General features: G+C 41.3%; 21 protein-coding genes and 1 pseudogene. All 22 read right to left on the reverse strand.

The window, feature by feature from the left end; genetic code table 11:
- Position 1: 1 nt before the first annotated feature.
- The 22 genes and pseudogenes from rfbA (N746_RS0106925) to N746_RS0107025 all read right to left on the reverse strand — a co-directional run bounded on the left by rfbA (N746_RS0106925) (position 2) and on the right by N746_RS0107025 (position 21,298).
- A complete protein-coding gene (gene rfbA / locus N746_RS0106925; RefSeq protein ID WP_029935179.1) occupies positions 2–865 on the reverse strand; it encodes a glucose-1-phosphate thymidylyltransferase RfbA in 864 nt (287 codons plus the stop codon).
- Positions 862–2,076, reverse strand: coding sequence for a dTDP-glucose 4,6-dehydratase (locus N746_RS0106930; RefSeq protein ID WP_029935180.1), 1,215 nt, complete (start codon positions 2,074–2,076; stop codon positions 862–864). The genes rfbA (N746_RS0106925) and N746_RS0106930 overlap by 4 nt, the downstream gene beginning before the upstream one ends.
- Positions 2,066–2,386, reverse strand: a complete 321-nt coding sequence (locus tag N746_RS0106935) for a MarR family EPS-associated transcriptional regulator (RefSeq protein WP_029935182.1) — start codon at positions 2,384–2,386, stop codon at positions 2,066–2,068. The genes N746_RS0106930 and N746_RS0106935 overlap by 11 nt, the downstream gene beginning before the upstream one ends.
- A gap of 289 nt (positions 2,387–2,675) precedes the next feature.
- On the reverse strand, positions 2,676–3,275 hold the full coding sequence (locus N746_RS0106940) for a Wzz/FepE/Etk N-terminal domain-containing protein (protein ID WP_029935184.1): 600 nt from the start codon (positions 3,273–3,275) through the stop codon (positions 2,676–2,678).
- 48 nt (positions 3,276–3,323) lie between these two features.
- Positions 3,324–4,415 carry an NAD-dependent epimerase gene (locus tag N746_RS0106945; RefSeq protein WP_029935185.1) on the reverse strand — a complete coding sequence of 364 codons (1,092 nt, stop codon included), beginning with the start codon at positions 4,413–4,415 and terminating at the stop codon, positions 3,324–3,326.
- A gap of 115 nt (positions 4,416–4,530) precedes the next feature.
- Positions 4,531–4,695: pseudogene (locus N746_RS10780) on the reverse strand (four helix bundle protein).
- Positions 4,696–4,835: 140 nt separating this feature from the next.
- Positions 4,836–6,017 (reverse strand): nucleotide sugar dehydrogenase, encoded by a 1,182-nt coding sequence (locus tag N746_RS0106950; RefSeq protein ID WP_029935186.1) that lies wholly within the window; start codon positions 6,015–6,017, stop codon positions 4,836–4,838.
- Between the two features lie 3 nt (positions 6,018–6,020).
- On the reverse strand, positions 6,021–6,863 hold the full coding sequence (locus tag N746_RS0106955) for a glycosyltransferase family 2 protein (RefSeq protein WP_081836038.1): 843 nt from the start codon (positions 6,861–6,863) through the stop codon (positions 6,021–6,023).
- Positions 6,864–6,937: 74 nt separating this feature from the next.
- Positions 6,938–8,269 carry an O-antigen ligase family protein gene (locus tag N746_RS0106960; RefSeq protein ID WP_029935189.1) on the reverse strand — a complete coding sequence of 444 codons (1,332 nt, stop codon included), beginning with the start codon at positions 8,267–8,269 and terminating at the stop codon, positions 6,938–6,940.
- Positions 8,270–8,297: 28 nt separating this feature from the next.
- A complete protein-coding gene (locus tag N746_RS0106965; protein WP_051678565.1) occupies positions 8,298–9,212 on the reverse strand; it encodes a glycosyltransferase in 915 nt (304 codons plus the stop codon).
- A complete protein-coding gene (locus tag N746_RS10685; RefSeq protein WP_051678566.1) occupies positions 9,212–10,153 on the reverse strand; it encodes a glycosyltransferase family 2 protein in 942 nt (313 codons plus the stop codon). Before N746_RS10685 ends, N746_RS0106965 begins: the two co-directional genes overlap by 1 nt.
- Positions 10,154–10,155: 2 nt before the next feature.
- Positions 10,156–11,295, reverse strand: a complete 1,140-nt coding sequence (gene rffA / locus N746_RS0106975; protein ID WP_029935192.1) for a dTDP-4-amino-4,6-dideoxygalactose transaminase — start codon at positions 11,293–11,295, stop codon at positions 10,156–10,158.
- A complete protein-coding gene (locus N746_RS0106980; RefSeq protein ID WP_029935193.1) occupies positions 11,282–11,851 on the reverse strand; it encodes an acyltransferase in 570 nt (189 codons plus the stop codon). Before N746_RS0106980 ends, rffA begins: the two co-directional genes overlap by 14 nt.
- Positions 11,851–12,894 carry a TDP-N-acetylfucosamine:lipid II N-acetylfucosaminyltransferase family protein gene (locus N746_RS0106985; RefSeq protein WP_029935194.1) on the reverse strand — a complete coding sequence of 348 codons (1,044 nt, stop codon included), beginning with the start codon at positions 12,892–12,894 and terminating at the stop codon, positions 11,851–11,853. The genes N746_RS0106980 and N746_RS0106985 overlap by 1 nt, the downstream gene beginning before the upstream one ends.
- 51 nt (positions 12,895–12,945) lie before the next feature.
- Entirely contained in the window at positions 12,946–13,815 is an 870-nt protein-coding gene (gene rfbA / locus N746_RS0106990) for a glucose-1-phosphate thymidylyltransferase RfbA (RefSeq protein WP_029935196.1), read from the reverse strand.
- Positions 13,812–14,990 carry a dTDP-glucose 4,6-dehydratase gene (locus N746_RS0106995; RefSeq protein ID WP_029935197.1) on the reverse strand — a complete coding sequence of 393 codons (1,179 nt, stop codon included), beginning with the start codon at positions 14,988–14,990 and terminating at the stop codon, positions 13,812–13,814. The genes rfbA (N746_RS0106990) and N746_RS0106995 overlap by 4 nt, the downstream gene beginning before the upstream one ends.
- Positions 14,991–15,833: a hypothetical protein gene (locus tag N746_RS0107000; protein ID WP_156018290.1), complete on the reverse strand. Its 843-nt coding sequence runs from the start codon at positions 15,831–15,833 to the stop codon at positions 14,991–14,993. It abuts the gene before it with no gap.
- 363 nt (positions 15,834–16,196) lie between these two features.
- Positions 16,197–17,264 (reverse strand): polysialyltransferase family glycosyltransferase, encoded by a 1,068-nt coding sequence (locus tag N746_RS0107005; protein ID WP_029935200.1) that lies wholly within the window; start codon positions 17,262–17,264, stop codon positions 16,197–16,199.
- Positions 17,257–18,273: a lipopolysaccharide heptosyltransferase I gene (gene waaC / locus N746_RS0107010; RefSeq protein ID WP_029935202.1), complete on the reverse strand. Its 1,017-nt coding sequence runs from the start codon at positions 18,271–18,273 to the stop codon at positions 17,257–17,259. Before waaC ends, N746_RS0107005 begins: the two co-directional genes overlap by 8 nt.
- Positions 18,274–18,278: 5 nt before the next feature.
- Positions 18,279–19,247, reverse strand: coding sequence for an ADP-glyceromanno-heptose 6-epimerase (gene rfaD, locus N746_RS0107015; protein ID WP_029935203.1), 969 nt, complete (start codon positions 19,245–19,247; stop codon positions 18,279–18,281).
- A 54-nt stretch (positions 19,248–19,301) separates the two neighbouring features.
- Complete coding sequence (locus tag N746_RS0107020; RefSeq protein ID WP_029935205.1) at positions 19,302–19,685, reverse strand: diacylglycerol kinase; 384 nt, start codon at positions 19,683–19,685, stop codon at positions 19,302–19,304.
- Entirely contained in the window at positions 19,682–21,298 is a 1,617-nt protein-coding gene (locus N746_RS0107025) for a phosphoethanolamine transferase (RefSeq protein ID WP_029935207.1), read from the reverse strand. The genes N746_RS0107020 and N746_RS0107025 overlap by 4 nt, the downstream gene beginning before the upstream one ends.
- Positions 21,299–21,406 lie beyond the last annotated feature (108 nt).

Here is a 21,406-nt window from a genome sequence, read left to right on the forward strand (position 1 = left end):
TTTACTTCAACAAGTCAGCAAGATACTGACCATAGCTGTTTTTAGATAGGGCTTTGGCCGTTTGCATGACTTGTTCATCACTTAGCCAGCCATTGCGCCAGGCGATTTCTTCTAAACAGGCAATTTTATAGCCTTGGCGTTTCTCGATAGTTTCCACAAACATGGCCGCTTCTAACAGGCTTTCGTGGGTGCCTGTGTCGAGCCAGGCAAAACCTCGACCTAGCAATTCGACATTAAGGTCGCCCCGCTCCATATACATTTGGTTGATGGTGGTGATTTCGAGTTCACCTCGGTGGCTAGGTTTAACTTGTTTGGCAATATCAATGACATCATTGTCGTAGAAATATAGGCCGGTGACGGCAAAATTGGATTTTGGGTTTTCTGGTTTTTCTTCTAGGCTGATGGCTTTTTGGTTTTGGTCAAATTCGACCACACCAAAACGTTCGGGGTCTTTTACTTGATAACCGAATACGGTGGCTCCAGCAGGCCTGGCGGCGGCGCGCTTTAGAATCGGTGAGAAGCCTTGTCCCCAGAATATGTTATCTCCTAGCACTAAACATACGCTATCGTTGCCAATAAACTCTTCGCCAATGATAAAAGCTTGGGCAAGGCCGTCTGGGCTGGGTTGAATGGCATAGGTTAGGTTGACGCCAAAATCTTTGCCATCGCCGAGCATTCTTTGAAAACCGGCTTGGTCTTCTGGCGTGGTGATGATCATTATGTCTTGTATGCCCGCGAGCATCAACACGGATAGCGGGTAATAGATCATCGGTTTGTCGTAAACCGGTAACAACTGTTTGGATACGCCGCGTGTTATCGGGTATAAACGTGTGCCGGAACCGCCAGCGAGGATGATACCTTTCATTGTTTGCTTCCTAATCGTTCTCTTTGGTAACTGCCGTCTTGCACATGTTGGCACCAGACCTGGTTGTCGAGATACCACTGTACGGTTTTACGGATGCCCGATTCAAAGGTTTCTTGTGGTGTCCAACCGAGTTCATGTTCGATTTTGCTCGCGTCGATGGCGTAGCGCATGTCGTGTCCGGGGCGGTCAGTTACAAAGACCTTTAGGTCTTTGTAATGATTAATTTTTAATGTTGAATTTTTAATGGTTTCGTTTTGCGCAATTGGGGCAAGTTCATCGAGAATCTCACAGATTTTATCCACGACTTCGATGTTTTGTTTTTCGTTGTGGCCGCCGATATTGTAGGTTTGACCTACCTTACCGTTTGTTGCCACTAACACGAGCGCTCTAGCGTGATCTTCTACATACAACCAATCACGGATTTGATTACCTTTTCCGTACACAGGGAGTGGTTTGCCTTCTAGGGCATTAAGAATCATTAACGGGATGAGTTTTTCCGGAAAGTGATACGGACCATAGTTGTTTGAGCAATTGGTAACTAACGTTGGTAACCCATAGGTTCTTTGCCAAGCCCGCACGATGTGATCAGAGGCCGCTTTAGACGCACTATAAGGGGAGCTGGGTGCATAAGGCGTAGTTTCGGTGAATAGAGGCAATATACTTTTGTCATTTTGAGGCACAGACGAAACAACGAAGTCAGCGCGTAAGCCTGAATCTTGTCGGCCTGCCAGAGATCCTTCGCTTCGCTCAGGATGACCAAGTGTTGTTTCATCAGGATGCGGTAGATCGCCATAAACTTCGTCAGTTGAAATATGATGAAAGCGGAAGTTGGTTTTTTTGTCGCCTTCTAACTGATCCCAGTAGGCGCGAGCTTGTTCCAATAAAGTATATGTACCAACTATGTTGGTTTGGATAAACTCACCCGGACCGTCAATCGAACGATCCACATGCGATTCTGCGGCAAGGTGCATGACTAGGTCTGGTTGGTGTTCGTTAAACACCCGCTTGAGTTCAGGTGCATCGCAAATATCAACTTGTTCAAATGCATAGCGCGGGTTATCACTGACGCTTACAAGTGATTCAAGATTGCCCGCGTAGCTGAGTTTATCGACATTGACGACTGAGTAGTCAGTATCGTTAATAATGTGCCGCACCACTGCAGAGCCTATAAAACCGGCACCGCCAGTTACGAGAATTTTTTTACGATTCATTTTTATACGCAGTTCCTGCAATCTGCTCTAATTCTTTTTGCAAAAGTTCGTATTCTTCGCGTTTGCGTTGGATGAAGCTTTCGGTGAGTTCAATCCGTTCACGAATGCCTTGCGGCGTGAGCACATAACGATAACCAAGTTTATTAGGGTTTTGTGCAAAGCGTTCGGCTTTGACTAGGCCTTTATCTATAAGCGCTTTGAGCACATAGTTGGTTTTGCCGATACTGAATCCTAGCTTTTGTGCCAGCGTACGTTGGTTTGGCTCTGTGCTTATGTGTCGCAAGGTTTTTAGGCGGGTTTCTGAATCCATTTCTTTAATTTTTAATATTGAGTTTTTAATATTGAATTATTAGTCTTTTGGGTTAGAGATCCTTCGCTTCACTCAGGATGACAAACTTATTAAAAATACTTCACTACGTTTAGGATGATATGTATTAAGCACCTAGTTCTTCTATTCAAGAAGGCCGTCATCCTGTTCATTTTTTGAACCTTACGAGATTATACATAAGGAAACCAGGAAAAACATGGTTGTTTTTTGTAAATGTTTTATACACACTTCCAGTCACCAGGCCTGGTAGCTGGGAGTGTGTATGGATGCTTTAGATTGCAGCGGTTTGTAGTTTACGTTTGCGAATAGCAGAGCGAATAAGTGCTATAAACACACCCAACATACACCCTAAGACAAAGGCTACTGCCAAAATGAGTTTTAACTTATCTTTGGGCGACACCCGTTCAACGCTGGCCTGCCCGACTACCTGGGTTGGTTGAATTACATTTTCTTTTAACTTGCTAGAGGTAAATTTTTCGTGACGTTGCAAAACAAAATCTATCGCCTCTTGCAGTTTATCAGCCGAACTCTCTTTATCTATGCTTGATGTTTCGATCTCTAATACTTTGACCGACGTTCTAGGAACATTAGTTTCAGCATTAAATTGTTTACTGATGATTAGTGACAGATCCTCAGGACGTTCTATCGTATGGATCACGCCATCATGTGATGCATAGGCGCCGATTTCGATTAAAGCTTTGCCTTGAAACGTATCAGGTTTAACAGGCTGGCTAACCGTAAACACAAAAGCCAATATCGGCGCAATTAGAGTAGTGGCCAAGATTAACCACTTTTGCTGCCACAATGTTTGAAACAGCTCAAATAGGTCTATTTCATCGTCTTGGTAATTCATCGGTTGTTGGTTCTGCATTAGTATTCCTCCAAAAATTACTTATGTTTTTAATGCCATTATTTAAGGCTATTTTTGATAATAACTTCTATACCATTCGACAAATTTTGCGATACCCTCTTCGATGGTCGTAGACGGTTTAAAGCCGGTAACGGCTATCAATTCATCAACATCTGCAAATGTTACAGGTACATCCCCCGGTTGCATGGGGAGCAAGTTTTCTTTGGCTTTTTTACCGCAGGCGGTTTCAATGGCGGTGATGAAGCGCCGCAGGGTGACGGGTTGATTGTTGCCGATGTTGTAAACTTTATAGGGAGCCTTCGCCGTCGTAATGTTTAATCTTGAATTTTTAATTTTTAATTCGTCTTCAAGCGTTGGTGGACGTTCTATTACACGGGTGATGCCTTCTACTATGTCGTCTATGTAGGTGAAGTCTCTTTGCATTTCACCATTATTGAAGACGTCAATGATTTCGCCGTTTAGGATTTTTTTTGTGAAGGAGAAATACGCCATGTCTGGACGACCCATTGGGCCGTATACGGTGAAAAACCTGAGTCCTGTTGTTGGAATACCATACAGATGACTGTAGGTATGCGCCATCAATTCATTGGATTTTTTGGTGGCAGCGTATAGGCTGATTGGGTAATCAACACGGTCTTCGGTACTGAAGGGTTGTTTGATGTTCATGCCATAAACCGAGCTGGAGCTAGCATATACAAGGTGTTTGACTTTGTTGTGGCGGCAACCTTCTAGGATATTTACAAACCCCACTAAATTTGAATCGACATAAGCATGTGGGTTGTCAATGGAGTAGCGCACCCCGGCTTGGGCACCCAGGTTGACGACGATATCGAATTGGTTTTGTAGAAATAGGGTTTCGATGGACACCCTATCAGCAAGGTCAAGCCGATAGAATGTTAAATTATTAATTTTTAATGTTGAATTATGGCCTGCGGCCATTGTTTCGACTTCGTCATTTTTGAAACCTTGGGCTTTTAGGCGGTCTAGTTTTAGTTGGGGGTCGTAGTAATCGTTTAGGTTGTCTATGCCGACGATGTTGTGATTGTATTGCTTTAGGGCTTGGATTAGGTGGAAGCCGATAAAGCCTGCGGCGCCGGTCACTAAAATTTTTAGTTTTGAATCTTGAATGTTTAATTTCATAGTTGAGTTATTTCTTGTTTTTTAATTGCGTGGTTTTGATAATGCTTGTCAACAACTTAATCAGTTCGATACTTTCTTCTAATAAACTAACAACATGCTGTTCTTTGTTGTTTAGTTAACCCGTTTCAGTCAGAAGTTGTAACCAATAATTGGTCTCCCTCGCTTCTTTATTCGCAATACTAAGCTTGGCAATAAAATCCTTTTCTGATTAAGCAGCTTGAGCTTCATTTATATTGGCTCCAATGGAAGTACCTGCTCTAAGCAATTGCTTTGAAAGCACATACTCATTATGCAAACTGATAGACCTTCACAATGCGAATAGAAAAAGTAACGGACTTATCCAAAATGAGGTTTTCAGTTTTCAAACTCAGCACCTACCAACTATCATTCAAAGTTAAAAATTTAACATTGAAAATTGGGTTAGTCTTTTCCAAATAAGTCACGTGTATAGACTTTGTCTTTAACATCCATAATGTCATCTGTTAGGCGGTTGGCTATTATTACGTCGGACATTTTTTTGAACTCTTGTAGGTCTGTTATGATTTTAGAACGGAAAAACTCGGACTCTCCTTGTTCGCTCAGTACCGGTTCATAAATAACGACCTCGATACCTTTGGCCTTAATGCGCTTCATAACACCCTGGATGGCACTAGCACGGAAGTTATCACTGCCCTGCTTCATAATTAATCTATGAATACCCACAACTTTGGGATTGCGTTTAATTACCTGGTCGGCAATAAACTCTTTACGGGTTGTATTAGAGTCAACAATGGCTTTTATAAGGTTCTGCGGGACGTCACTATAGTTAGCAAGCAGTTGCTTTGTGTCTTTTGGCAGACAATAACCACCGTAACCAAAACTTGGATTATTGTAGTGATCACCAATGCGCGGATCGAGACCGACCCCTTGAATGACTTGTTTGCTACTTAAACCATGGGTTTCGCAATAGGTGTCAAGCTCGTTAAAGTAGGCGACACGAAGGGCTAAGTATGTGTTGGAAAAAAGCTTTATCGCTTCCGCTTCAGTTGAGTCCGTAAACAATACTGAAATGTCTTTTGCTGGTTTCTGAGCCCCTTCAATCAACAAATCAGCAAAGCCTTTAGCTCGCTCTGACTGCTCGCCCATGACAATACGCGATGGGTGCAAGTTATCCCAAAGCGCTTTGCCTTCGCGTAGAAACTCTGGTGAGAACAAGATATTATCGGTACTAAATTTAGTTTTAACCGATGTGGTATAACCCACCGGAACCGTTGATTTAATAATCATTATTGCTTTCGGATTAATCGCCAATACATCTTTAATTACCGCTTCGACTGATTTTGTATTGAAAGTGTTGGTTTCAGTATCGTAGTCCGTCGGGGTGGCTATGACTATAAACTCAGCGTCTTTATACGCTAGGTTTTTATCTAAGGTGGCCATCAGGTTAAGTGATTTATTAGCCAGAAAATCTTCAATTTCTGCGTCCACAATCGGTGACTTTTTATTATTAAGTAGGTCAATTTTTTCCTTAATAATGTCGAGCGCCACAACCTCATGATGTTGAGCCAACAATACGGCTAATGACAAGCCTACATACCCTGTTCCTGCTACTGCGATTTTCATTATTTACACCTTCATTCTTAAACTTGGGATAGGGTCTTCTGTCACCAATCCATATTTTTTTAGCACTGGAATATCATCAGAGGGAATAATAAAACGTTGATACTCTTGATATAAACAATCTTCATCCAACAACTTTACCCAACGACGATAATGTTGCCCCATTTTAGCATTCGGGTTTTTTAACAATTCACGACGATGTTTGATCGAGTCTTCAAAATGCGCCCATGAACGAACCGGATAATGGTAAACCCGAATACCATTTTCAACTCTTCCGGTCGCTAGATTTCCAATATGCTTCGCACGGTGATTTCCGCCACTAATTTTTATAAAACCATTCGGATTAACAATGACTTTAGCCGGAGTTTCGTTAAAGAAAATAGACACATCTTGCTCTTCAACTCTCGCCTCAACCGGATAACGCATGGGATATTTTATACGCAACTTTAACTGAGAAAAATGAAAGTCATCACGCAATGATTCTTCCGTAAGCAACATATTACTTTTTGGCACGGTTACAACCGAGTCGGCATAATTTAAATAATCTTTTAATGTTTTAGCTGAATCCTGCGGCATCCAAAATTCATCCGCATCATTACTAATCACCCAATCCGCACCTAAGTCCCGCGCTGTATGAACCAATTGCTTCATCCACAAAGCTTGCTGATAGGTTTGCGATGGCTGATCAATAATCACAACATGGTAATCTTTAGCTAACTGATTCAACAACTCACGCGTACCATCGGTTGAACCGTTGTCCATCACAATAAATGTATCCACACCCAATGCCGCGTGGGTTTTAATATTTGCGCCAATAATATCCACTTCATTGCGACACAATATAGTCATAAATAAGCGCTCATTGCCGCTTTTGACTTTTTTATAATTTTTTATGTACTTAAGCCAGTGCACTAAATAGCTCCCTATGAATCTGCAGTCAAGCGCGTTGCATTTTTTTGCTGAACTAAAAACACAAAAAAGGTCGCGAAAAATATAAAGAACACCACGCCTGAGCGTAAATGCAACCAAGCCTCAGTAAGCATTGAAATAGATGAACTGACAACAAACAGCAGTCCAATTAATGCCCAAGGAGAATTTAAATTACTATTTTGTTTAACGCGATGTTTTAAATTTTTCCCAAAAAACACCAGCAGAAAACCAAGTGTGATAACAAAAGATAACAAACCAAGAACCCCTCGGGTATAGGCCTCCTGAATAAACTGATTATGTAAGTGCGTTTTTGAAAAGGCTCTTGGCGAACCATAGATTCTTTGCATAATTGGGGCCGAGAGTTCTTGCTGTTTTTGTTCAGCATTATCAACCCCAACACCCGTTAACGGATTCTCTAAAAAGCCTTTTATACCTACTTCGTACATCACCAATCTCAACCCAACGCTTCCGCCCGTACCACTTCCACTAAGGTAATTGTTAAAATCCACAACCATTGCATCCCATCGTTTTTCAAATCGATCACCAAATTGAGTCACAATAGTCATTAAGCTAGCTGCAATAAATAACATCATTATTAAGGTTTTTTTTGTATTTTTTGGCTTATTTTGTTTAAAGTGGAGCCAATAAAATACGGCCCAGACAATTAATGCCTCAATTAGTCCTGCCCAAGCTGAACGCGTGTTCGAAAGAATTACAGCACTAAGCGCCACAAATATAGAAAAAATCAGTATTAGGGTCGTTAAACTGCCTTTTTTGATCGCCCAAATAAAACCACCTAACAACACAACTAAAAATAAATTGCTATAGATGCCAAAGCGCAATACATGAGGAGTCGCCGCCGAACCAAATCGGTGTGTAAATAACTTTGCAAAATCACCCAATAAATAAAGCTCATAACCCAGCGCAAAAATGATAGCAAACGAACCACCGATTATCCCCCACCAAATCACATCCTCCGAAGGTCGTAATTGCCAGAACATAACCCAAATATAAATAAAGACTAAAAGTGCAGTAAATCTTGCATTGACTAGATTTAACGATGACTCTCCTAACGGTAAAAACCAAACCATGGGAGCAAGGGCGAGGAAAATAAAACAGCTCACTAATACAAATAACCATTGCCAAGGCAAAATTAACGCTTCTCTTAAAGGTCTTCTATAGACCAAAATAGCTAAACCGAGTAATAGTGTAAAAATGGCTTCGAATGAAATCAGCTTCGATAGAAAAATTGACCAAAATGAAACTGAAATAATAAATATTTTAGTCAACTCACTTAGCATTGGTTTTAGGGAGTTAATAGTCATACAGTTTTTTCCATGTGCTTTATAATTTTTAGCACCTCGTCACACCACGCAATCCGCTATATATCAAAAATTTACTGTATTGCTTATAACCATTGAGAAAGTAATGAATCGAAAATGCTAAGACTGCTTCGTAAGCTGTTAAATCTTTTCTTTTTAATAACCTAAACAAAACCTTAACTGGCGGAAGTAAGTTTCGAATCAGTGAGAAAAATGAAATCCCTTCACCTCGCATTTTCTTAAGTGTAATTACACCGCCCGCAATCCGTCGTTCTTTTTTCAGTAATTCACGAATGGTCTTTAAAGAAGGATGTGTAACTTTTGCACTTGGAGCATAAACAATATTACAACCCAATTTGGTTGCTCTCTCATTCCATTCAAAATCACCACCCGACATTAATTGTTCGTTAAACAATCCAACTTTTTCAAATAATTCTTTCTTAACAAACAAATTAGCCGTTACCGCTACGCCTTTCTTCACTCGCTTAAACTGGTCAAAAACAAAGGCCTTTGAGTAAATTTCAGCTACCGTTTGCTTATTTTTAGGACTCTGCTCCAAAATTATATGCCCTGCCACCCTATCAGCTCCCTTTTCAATCACCTGTAAACCCTCTGTTAACCAATTAACATCGGGTATACAGTCAGCATCGGTAAAAACCAAAACATCACCACTTGCATGACTTATACCAGTATTACGAGCCGCGTAAGAACCAGGTTGAGCTTCTTCTATAACCATCACATTTGGTGATAAATCCATTTTTGGATTATTATCTTTTGGATTATTATTCACGACAATGACTTCAAAATCGTTTTCTGGAAACGTTTGTCTACTTAAGGCGTCCAAGCATACCGCAACCCGATTCCAATCTTTATAGGTTGGGATAATTACCGATACTTTAAGCATAGATATAGTTTCTACTTTTTTTATAGGTTCATGCTCTGACATTAATATTTCCGCCCACTAAAACCAAATAGTTTTCTTACGTTCTGCGGCCAAACAGTTGTTATATACAAAACAAGTGCATATAGAAAATCACCGCGCCAATATAGCTTAGCGGCTAAATTGAAATTTTGACAACCGCGATGAATATTCGACTTCCAATCATTTCGCAGCCAACGATTAAAATACTTTTGTAACAATAATTTTTCATCTGTTTTCAACGATAATGCCAAAGATTTAAAAACATCTTCACTCATTAAATAACCCGTTGATGGTGCTGATTTAGTGACCATATTTAACGCATCGGTATAGTATAAACTACCAATGTGGTTACTCCACGCCATTTGCTTGTGAAAACACAGCATCTTTAGCCACGCAAATAAATCCCCACCTCGTTTTACTTCTGGGTGAATAATAAACAGCTCACTCAGCAATGGAGATGATCTTTTTACACATGCCACACTAGTGTGAATTGGCCGAGAACCATGCAATCCTTTCTGTAAATATTCCGAAAGTGTAACCAAATGAGAAGCAGCATTTGGGTGCTGTCGGCTATATTTATCGATTGAGCTTTTTTTAGCACTTCTCGACTCCCAACCCGCTCCCAACATCATTGCACCAGGAAATTTCTGACTTAACGCATGCATTTTTTCTAAATGACAAGGTAACCACTCATCATCTGCATCTAAAAACGCAATCCACTCACCCTGAGCCTTTTCAATTCCTAAGTTACGTGCCGCATAACCTCCCGGCCCTGGTTGATTTCGATAAAACACCTTAATGCGGGGGTCTTGAAACTTTTCAACTTCAGTATTGCTATTATCCGTTGAGGGGTCACAAACTACGATGACTTCAAAATCGTCAAATTTCTGCGAAAAAACGGAATTAAGCGCCCTAGCAATATGAGGCCCTTTGTTATAAACAGGGATTACAATCGAAAAAAACATATTTATTCAACCTGACTAAAAAATTGAATTACACTACTTATAACTCTTGCAGACTCAAAACCTTGCATCCCGAAATACATCGGCAATCTAACTAATCGCTCACTGTCATTAGTTGTAAAACGGTCTCGACCATTAAATAGGCCAAACTTTATACCCGCAGGAGCCGAATGGAGTGGAATGTAGTGGAATACCGCCATTATATCCTTGGCTTTTAGGTAGTCGATAAAGGCTGTGCGCTGTTCCAGGTCTTTTAACTTTAGATAATACATATGCGCATTATGCTGACAATATTCTGCAATGATTGGTAAATCCACAAGGCTTGCTTGCTGTAGTGGCTTAAAAGCTTCGTGGTATGCATTCCACGTCGCCAAACGATTTTGGTTAATTTCATTGGCCTTTTCTAATTGCCCCCAAAGATAAGCGGCTTGTAACTCACTAGGCAGATAACTACTTCCTAGGTCCACCCAGGTATATTTGTCTACCTGCCCTCTAAAAAATTGGCTACGGTTAGTACCTTTTTCACGAATCACTTCGGAGCGTTGTAAAAAACGTTCATCGTTAATTAATAACAACCCGCCCTCACCGCCGCTGGTGTAGTTTTTGGTTTCGTGAAAACTAAACACCCCCAGATGTCCAATCGTTCCCAGTGGCTTACCTTTGTATTGGCTCATCATGCCCTGTGCAGCATCTTCCACCACAAACAACTCATGACGATTAGCGATGCTCATAATTGTATCCATTTCGCACCCCACACCTGCATAATGTACAGGCACAATCGCTTTGGTTTTGTTAGTAATCGCGGCTTCAATTTTGGTTTCATCGATATTCAGGGTATCGGGGCGAATATCCACAAACGTAATCTTTGCGCCACGCAATACAAATGCATTGGCAGTACTGACAAAGGTATAGCTGGGCATAATGACTTCATCGCCCGGCTGAATATCAATCAAAATCGCTGCCATTTCCAACGCCGCTGTGCAAGAAGGGGTAAGCAAGGTTTTGGGGCAACCCAACTTTTCTTCAAACCAGGCCTGACACTTTTTACCAAAAAATCCATCTCCCGAAATTTTATTGCTCTGCATCGCCTGTAAAACATATTGCTGCTCATTACCGGTTAAAGGCGGCTTATTAAATGGAATCATGTTCACTCTCTAAATACTTCTTCTCTAATTCAAGCAAATCTTTTTTACGGTCTTTAATTTTCTTAGCTGGTGAACCTACATAAATTGACCAAACTTCTGTTGATTTTAAAACTAATGAATTTGCACCAATTGAACCACCATCCCCAACTTCAACACCCGGCATAATTATTGATCCGGCACCAATGATGGAGTGTTTACCAATTTTTACCGGCAACATAATTTCATTTTTAAAATCTTTTGGAATTGTCGAGTTTGTCATCGTCACACCAGAGTAATCATCTGATTGAGTAAAAATTTTAACTCCATAAGCTAGCGCCACAAAATCCTCTATAACTAAACCAAGCTCTCCACCAGCAACTAAACATTGAGGTGTTATATGCACATTTCGTCCAATTTTTATATTGCCTGAAATAACGCAAAAATCATCAATTCGTGAATAGTCACCAATTTCTATTTGGTCGGCATTATAAATGCTGGCCCGATCACTGATTTTGACATTTTTTCCCAGCGATTTAAAACCCAGGTCAGCCAATTGTAATTCTGTTAAATATGCCATTAGTTAAATAATTCGTGTAATTGAACAATATAATTTTCATATGAAAAAAATTGTTTGACGGTTTCTTTATTTCTATCTAGTATTGATTGATCAAACTGGCTAATTTCAAAATATTCGATGTCATAAACGACAATGTCATGGCTTTTAAAAAACTCCCACTGAGTAACATCACTGCGCATAAACACTTTCTTTCCCAAGCCCAACAACGTAATAGTATTACCCATCGCCTGTTGTCGTTTATGGTTAAATATAGCTATATCAATTTTGCCAAGGACATCAAGATATTGATTAAACGGCATGTGTTCAATGAATGCATCGAACTTATCACCAAAGCGCTGTTTTCCTTGTTCAATAATCGTTTTCGCATAATCTGGATTGCCGTAAGTCAAAGGCGCATAGATTTTTATATCTTGAGCTTTAAAGGCTTCAAGTTTATCAAACACATCTAAATGGTTATTGCTCGGGTCGGCAGAGTTACCAACCAAAATATTGATGCCTGTGTGTTGTTTTTTCGGTACATCATATTCTTTATAAAGGTTACTGGGATACATAAAGCATTCATGGTATTGCCCTTTTGTACCATACCATTGTTGGGCCAGCTCATAATCGCCTTTGATATAGGTAACCAAATGCCCCATATTTTTAATCACAGGCCGACGAAAAAACTCTTTAAACTTTGAGGAAAAGTTTGTATTCCTTTTTTGATATCGATATAAATCTAATCCAAGTATTACCCAATAAGTTTTTTTTAAAATCCAGGGCATTAACCACAGCAATTTCACTAAATCATTACTAACCAAACCATGCACAATAATTTTATCGGCCTTCACCATTGCACGAACTAAATTGAACATCACGACTAGATTAAACCATGATAAATCATGTTCAATATAAACACGTGACCTAGTTTTTATAGAATACTTTTCTTTTTTTCCAAAAAAACGGTACTCATGCTGAGATATGTCAAAATCATCCTCAACAACATTAATAAAATCTGAAATAAACTTATCTAAGTGACCAATATGTAAAATCTTACTACCCACTTTATAGCCTTATATTAAATTTGAAACATGTATAAGTTAAATAAAATACTGTCATTTACCTTCAACGATCTCTTTCAAATATTGCCCATAGGTATTTTTGGATAAAGCTCTAGCGGTTTGCATAACTTGTTCATTACTTAACCACCCATTGCGCCAGGCGATTTCTTCTAAACAGGCAATTTTATAGCCTTGGCGTTTCTCGATAGTTTCCACAAACATAGCCGCTTCTAACAGGCTTTCGTGGGTGCCTGTGTCGAGCCAGGCAAAACCTCGACCTAGCAATTCGACATTAAGGTCGCCCCGCTCCATATACATTTGGTTGATGGTGGTGATTTCGAGTTCACCTCGGTGGCTAGGTTTAACTTGTTTGGCAATATCAATGACATCATTGTCGTAGAAATATAGGCCGGTGACGGCAAAATTGGATTTTGGGTTTTCTGGTTTTTCTTCTAGGCTGATGGCTTTTTGGTTTTGGTCAAATTCGACCACACCAAAACGTTCGGGGTCTTTTACTTGATAACCGAATACGGTGGCTCCAGCAGGCCTGGCGGCGGCGCGCTTTAGAATCGGTGAGAAGCCTTGTCCCCAGAATATGTTATCTCCTAGCACTAAACATACGCTATCGTTGCCAATAAACTCTTCGCCAATGATAAAAGCTTGGGCAAGGCCGTCTGGGCTGGGTTGAATGGCATAGGTTAGGTTGACGCCAAAATCTTTGCCATCGCCGAGCATTCTTTGAAAACCGGCTTGGTCTTCTGGCGTGGTGATGATCATTATGTCTTGTATGCCCGCGAGCATCAACACGGATAGCGGGTAATAGATCATCGGTTTGTCGTAAACCGGTAACAACTGTTTGGATACGCCGCGTGTTATCGGGTATAAACGTGTGCCGGAACCGCCAGCGAGGATGATACCTTTCATTGTTTGCTTCCTAATCGTTCTCTTTGGTAACTGCCGTCTTGCACATGTTGGCACCAGACCTGGTTGTCGAGATACCACTGTACGGTTTTACGGATGCCCGATTCAAAGGTTTCTTGTGGTGTCCAACCGAGTTCATGTTCGATTTTGCTCGCGTCGATGGCGTAGCGCATGTCGTGTCCGGGGCGGTCAGTTACAAAGACCTTTAGGTCTTTGTAATGATTAATTTTTAATGTTGAATTTTTAATGGTTTCGTTTTGCGCAATTGGGGCAAGTTCATCGAGAATCTCACAGATTTTATCCACGACTTCGATGTTTTGTTTTTCGTTGTGGCCGCCGATATTGTAGGTTTGACCTACCTTACCGTTTGTTGCCACTAACACGAGCGCTCTAGCGTGATCTTCTACATACAACCAATCACGGATTTGATTACCTTTTCCGTACACAGGGAGTGGTTTGCCTTCTAGGGCATTAAGAATCATTAACGGGATGAGTTTTTCCGGAAAGTGATACGGACCATAGTTGTTTGAGCAATTGGTAACTAACGTTGGTAACCCATAGGTTCTTTGCCAAGCCCGCACGAGGTGATCAGAGGCCGCTTTAGACGCACTATAGGGGGAGCTGGGTGCATAAGGCGTAGTTTCGGTGAATAGAGGCAATATTAAATTTTGAATGTTTAATTTTGAATTATGGGCATCTGTTGGAGATCCTTCGCTTTGTTCAGGATGACCAAGTGTTGTTTCATCAGGATGCGGTAGATCGCCATAAACTTCGTCAGTTGAAATATGATGAAAGCGGAAGTTGGTTTTTTTGTCGCCTTCTAACTGATCCCAGTAGGCGCGAGCTTGTTCCAATAAAGTATATGTACCAACTATGTTGGTTTGGATAAACTCACCCGGACCGTCAATCGAACGATCCACATGCGATTCTGCGGCAAGGTGCATGACTAGGTCTGGTTGGTGTTCGTTAAACACCCGCTTGAGTTCAGGTGCATCGCAAATATCAACTTGTTCAAATGCATAGCGCGGGTTATCACTGACGCTTACAAGTGACTCAAGATTGCCCGCATAGCTGAGTTTATCGACATTGACGACTGAGTCGTCAGTATCGTTAATAATGTGCCGCACCACTGCAGAGCCTATAAAACCGGCACCGCCAGTTACGAGAATCTTGAACATTTAAGCCTCTATTTTCGCTTTTATCGTACTGTTTTTAATCAAAAAAACAACGATAATTAACTGGAATACAAAGGTCGGAAGACCGATCACTTCTCGCAACCATTCATATTCGCCTTGCATTCTACCCGTCAGCGGATAAACCAATCCGGCCATGACTCCGAACCACAAGGCAAATAAAACCACAGCATAGAACGCTTTACGATTAGGTGTATCAGATTGAAACTCTAACAATACCCAAAAAAGAAATACCGCGAAATAGGAAATGTAGAATTGGAAATTACCGACTTTGTAAAACATGAACAAAAAAGTAAAGCCTAACAATAACGCAGTATGAACAGCAAACCGGCCTTTTAATAGCTGGTAAAAGACATATCCCATAGAAACTAAAATAAATAAATTGCCTAATAAGATAACGATCTCTGCAGTAACTTGACCAAAAGGAAAATAGCTATTGAATACAAACGCCATCAACGAGAACATTGCAGGATCTCGGCCGTTTGCTTTACCAAAGGGGTAAAAAACTGAGCTCCCCCAAATCAGATACGCGACTAAATATACAGAGACCACTACACCCAAAAATAACAATACATTGTTTTTAATTGTTCGCTTTTCTCGCGTTAAAAACGGCAATAAGAATAATGGATAAAGCTTGGTGACGAAGGCAATGGCCAATAAGCTAACCCCCTGCTTCATCTTTTGCGGAGCTTGGGTTGCCAATATCAACCCCCAAAACATCAAAAGCGCAACAAATGCATCGTTAAAGCCGTAGGCAAGCATTCCGACTAAGAATAGCGGGTTTAGAAACCAAATAAAAAACAACAAGCCTATTTCAAACCGCTGCATATTCGACTTTTCAATCAACTTATATAGGGTATACCAACCAATAAACAGCCAGCTGGCGATAAAAATGAGTTTAGGCCCTTGAATATTAATGGCATAAATAAAAGCGAACAGATTATGGGCTGGGCCGTAGGCGTTGGCACCATGAATTCGTGCCCAAGGATCACCACCGGATAGAACAAGATCCCAGTGTTTGAAATAACCTAAATAATCATGGGTTGGGGCTATGTAATACCCGATGATGAACATCACTAGTGAAACGAGCGATGCAAAAATTAAAAATGACTTTTTTGAAGCTGATGTCATCATCCATTCCTTTGGAATTGTAGCTTTAGGCCGCTATTTAGCTCTTAAATCTTATCTAAGTTATAGATCAAAATTAAAACCCTCAAAAACTGTGATGCCATGTTCTTCGAACATCGGCACAAATCTTTGCTGGAACTCGTCTTGTTTATTCAATACGGCTATAGGTTTTAAGTCTTCACGCAACCATTTCGTAGTCAGAAGCACGGTTCCTACATCACCAATCACCTTGGCGCCGTTAGGCAATAACGGAAGTACAAACTCAAATGCTAATGCCGTTGGAATGACACTTACCAAATCGGATTGCGCTAAGCCCAGTGCGTCTTCACCTTGTTGACGCGGGTGGTATTTTAACGCAATGCGTTTGCCTTGCGCAGTTAATTGCTCAACAAACGCATGGATGCGCGATGCGTAATCCTTCATTTTTAGCTGATTATTCGGGTGCGGGATAATAATTACAACATCAACAGAAGCGAGAACTTGTCCATCAAAATCAAATTGATCCGTAACCAATCGACTAAATTCTTGAGTCACTGAGCCTGAGATCCATTTAGACTGCAATCTATCCATCGTTTTATTTTTCAATAATGGGTGAGCTTGCTCCGGCTGGAACAACCAGGCCTGGTTAATCCAGTGAGAAGCGCCCACGGTTTTCGGTTCATCCCACCAAAAACCATAAGTAAGCTTTTTCAACCAACGATTAATACTATCTTTAATAGGATGGTATGGACGACCCGCATAAGAGTACAGACCGTCATCTAAATACCAACCTTGAGTAGTTGATTGATGCCTTGTTAACTGGTGCATAGCGTATTGAAATTCGATTCGTCGGTCACTGCCTACTGCAATCACATCGGGCTGGAAAAGCTTTAAACCTTGGCGGATCACGCCAAAGTTAGCTTTACGCTCTAAGAGCTTGCCCCGCCCTTTTGCTTTTCCTGGCAAAACTTTTATTTTCTTAAACGGACTATGCGGCCAGTTTTGTAGAGCTTGTAAATAAGGGTTATCATCCAGCTGCTTTTGGTCAATCAACCAAAGCTCAGCTTGATCAGTTTCGCGTCGCGAATTTGCTAGCGCCGCGCAGACCAGCACATTGAGTGGCGTGGAGGGCATATAAAGAACTTTAGCCATGGTCAATGCCTTGCGCTGTGAGTGTTTGCAAAACATCGTCTACCGATAAACCCTGTAAGGATTGCTGAGCTTGACCAGATTTAAATTTTTTAATGTAATTGGGCGCCAAGGGTGAGCATAAGTGCACTACTTTTTGACCAAGCGCACCGACCAATCTGGGGTCTGTAACGCGATACAACACCACCATGGGTACATCTAAGGCGGCGGCCACATGAGATAAGCCTGTATCCACCGAAACGACAGCTTGGGCGTGTTTAAGTAAGCGTGCCATATCCGTCAGTTTGAGTTGTTGATCCGGGCACCAGGCCTGGCGGTTGCCGGCTAATCGCTCTGAGCGTGCTTTTTCTTCCAGATTGCCCCAGGGCAATACAACCTTCAGGCCTTGTTGGTTCAGTTTACTAATGAGCTCTTGCCAGTGCTCTTCCGGCCAGTATTTAGTTTCCCAAGTAGTTGCATGCAAACACACTACATAAGCTTGTTGTTTCAGCTCTGTAAGTGATGACCAGGCCTGGTGAGTTAGCCCATAGTCTATCGGTGTACTTGGAACAGGATAGTCTAACGCTTTAGCGAATAATTCTCGCAGACGACTAATCGCATGCTGATCTTTAGCGACGTGAATTTTGCGGTCATAAAATAAACTGGCGAGTTTTTCTCGGGCAGATGGCCAATCTAACCCCACCTTAGGTGCGTCAATTTGTCGAGCTACCCAAACGCTTTTTAACAAACCTTGCGCATCTAATACCATGTCGTACTTTTGTTCATTCAACCGCGCAAAAAAATCAATTTTTTGTTGGCGCGTTTGCTGGGAAAACGGTTGTTTACGCCAACGTCGCAAAGCAATCGGCAACACTCGCTCCACCAGTGGATGCCAAGCCGGGATTTCAGCAAACGCCTCTTCCACCACCCAATCGACCACCAGACCTGGTTTAGCCTGCATTAAATCGGTTAAGGCTGGGAATGTATGAAACACATCCCCCATTGACGACATTTTGATGATGAGAATTCGCACGGGCTTTATTTAGTAAAATCTAAAAAGTGTTTATTTTCTGTCAACCAGCTTAGATACTTTTCAACCCCTTGCGCTACTGTGTGGAACTTTTCAGCATAACCCGCTTGGCGTAAACGACTGTTATCCGCTTGGGTAAAGCTTTGATAGGCGCCTTTTAGATGATCCGGGAACGGAATATACTCAATCTCGCCTTTTGCATGAAATTTAATAACGGCTTCGGCAATATGTTTAAACGGTTCGGCCGCGGCGGGACCTAGGTTAAAAATACCGGACTTATCTGGATGCTGCATAAACCAAAGATTGACTTTAACCACGTCTTCGATATACACAAAATCGCGCGTTTGCATACCGGCTTCATAACCGTCATAAGCACCAAATAGTTTGAGTTTATCGCCACGAAGGATTTGGTTATGCAACTTAAACGCGACACTCGCCATATCGCCCTTATGCTGCTCGCGTGGGCCATAGACGTTAAAATAACGAAACCCAACAACCTGACTCTTGGCTTTCGGCAAAATGCTGCGAACATATTGGTCAAACTGAAACTTTGAGTAACCATACACGTTTAAAGGCTTTTCGTATTGGCGCTCTTCAATAAACACAGGGCCATCGCCATAAGTGGCGGCCGACGAGGCATACAAAAACGGAATATTCTTGTTGAGACAAAAATGCAGTAGGTCTTTGGAGTATTCGTAATTATTGTCCATGACATATTTGCCATCCCACTCCGTGGTGGCCGAACACGCGCCTTCATGAAACACACAATCAATATCCGGCAAGCCTTCTTCGGCAAAAATACGCGCTTGAAAATCTTCTTTGTCTAGATAGTCTGCAATATCGCAATCGGCTATATTGATAAACTTTTTACCGTTTTTTAAATTATCCACCACCAAAATGTCGGTGCGACCTTGTGCATTAAGGGCCTTGACGATATTACTGCCTATAAATCCTGCTCCACCGGTTACGACGATCACAACTTTCTCCAACTTGTTATTTACTAAGTATTAATTTTCTATTCTGCCAAACTCTTAGGCATTTAAGTAACTCGCAAACTTTGATATTAAAAAACCACACCAAACTATAATCGCGACAGCAAAACTTAAAAAAACCGCCGCTGATGCTTGGTCTTTTGCTCGACCGGATAGTGGATGATAATCTTCACTGATCCGATCCACCACCGTTTCTATACTCGAATTTAACAACTCAACTATCAATACAATAAATAGTACGCTAATTAAAATTGTTTGCTCAAAGGCCGTTTCACCAAGCCAGAGTGCCAATGGCATCATAATCAAAACCAGGATCACTTCTTGACGAAACGCCGCTTCTTCACGCCATGTGGCTGCAAAACCTTTCCATGAATAAAGGCCGGCATAAACAATTCGTTTTAAACCAGTGTGGGGCGACTTCATCGAATAAGATCCTCATAAGCCTGCCCGTAAATTATACGCTGTTTAGGCTTGTAGTCTAAACTGCATAAAGATCGAGCTGGATCATAAAGCTCCGTATTTACCTGGGTTAGACAAATGGTTAAGTGGAATAATTCATCAAGCATAAACGGACTACCTGTACTTTTTTGTAGATGACGATCAACCTGTGGAAACTCAGCTTGATAAGCTTGGTTACGCCAAAAAATCAATGGGATATCCACCATATTATGTGTGACCCCATCTGGCCCATGCCCCTTAAAGTCCCTGACATCAAACACCTCTTCACCGTGATCGGCAAAGAACAATAACCCCGAAACACCTTCAAGTTGGTCAAGTTTATCGACCCAACTTCCTAGCAAGCTATCCGTGTAATGCACAGAGTTATCGTAATTATTGATATCACTTATCTGACCGCCAGACAGATCATCGGTATAAGCTTTAATTCCTTTTTCATCTTTAAAAATTTCATGTTCCTCTATGGGGTAACGACTCTCATAATGAAGGTGACTGCCCATCATATGCACAAATATCACCTTGTGCTTGGCATCAGACGCTAAGGCCTTTTCATAATAGGGTGTCATATAACCATCGTAACGATAGTTTTCTACACCATAAAAATCATGACTAATAAAGTGCTCGTGATCTGAAAGCGATGCAATGGCTGAGGTTGGGTAACGCAACGGCTGTTGGTTTGAAATCCACCAGGTTTCAAAACCGGCTCGTTTAAATACCTCCATTAAACTCATGGCCGAATGGGTTTGCTCAAGTTTATTACTCGCTACCTGAGTCAAACTGACACTTAATGAAGGTCGCGTTTGTGCAAATGCAGATACGGCATCCGTAAAGACAATGCTTTGTGGTGCCAGCCTGGTTAAGTTAGGTGTGGTATTGCGTTCATAACCATACAACGACATGTGATTTCTGTTCAGCGATTCACCAATTACCACCACATAGGTTTGAGGGGTTTCTGATCGTTTTTCAGAAACAAACGTGCTCTCCTCGTAAAGCTTCTTTCTAAGTAAAGTCACTTCCTCTAAGGATTCACGTCCACCGGAGTAATCCAGTGCCACGCCAACAAAGCCGGGAATCACGTCAAAGTAGCGGCCGCGATCATTTATTTGCTGGACGGCGAATACCAGCATGACAACGCCTATTAAAACTAAGAATTTCTGATATTTCGTGATAGCGGATTGAAAAACGACCTGGCGTAAAGAGACATAGGAGAGAATGACATAAGCTAAAAACAACAATGTGTTTTCAAGGCTTATGTAGGCCATGAGAAACTCCCAACTCTCTGATGAGTCAGTATAAATTAACGCCTCTAACGAAGCACTTTGAAAAACCCCACCAAAGGTCACGGCATATAAAACATCTAACGCTCCGGACACAACAAATGCAATTAATATGGCAAGAAAAAACTTTTGCAAAATAGTATGGCGAAATATATACGCCATCCCACCAATGAGAAGCAACCAACCGATCCTTGCATTAACTTCCGACTCTCGAATAAAGTCGACATAGCCGTACATAACCGCTAAAGGAAAAAACAATATAAAAAAGGTCGCCCACCAGTGTGACGCAAGAAATTTAGACATAAAATTGTTCCACAGATTTATTGATACACTGAGTCAAAAACAGCATTCTAACATTTCCTCTAACTTATCCTTTAAAAAAGGTAAAATAGCGTCATTTTGTAGGGTCAT

It is taken from the genome of Thiomicrospira pelophila DSM 1534, assembly GCF_000711195.1.
Taxonomy (GTDB): domain Bacteria; phylum Pseudomonadota; class Gammaproteobacteria; order Thiomicrospirales; family Thiomicrospiraceae; genus Thiomicrospira; species Thiomicrospira pelophila.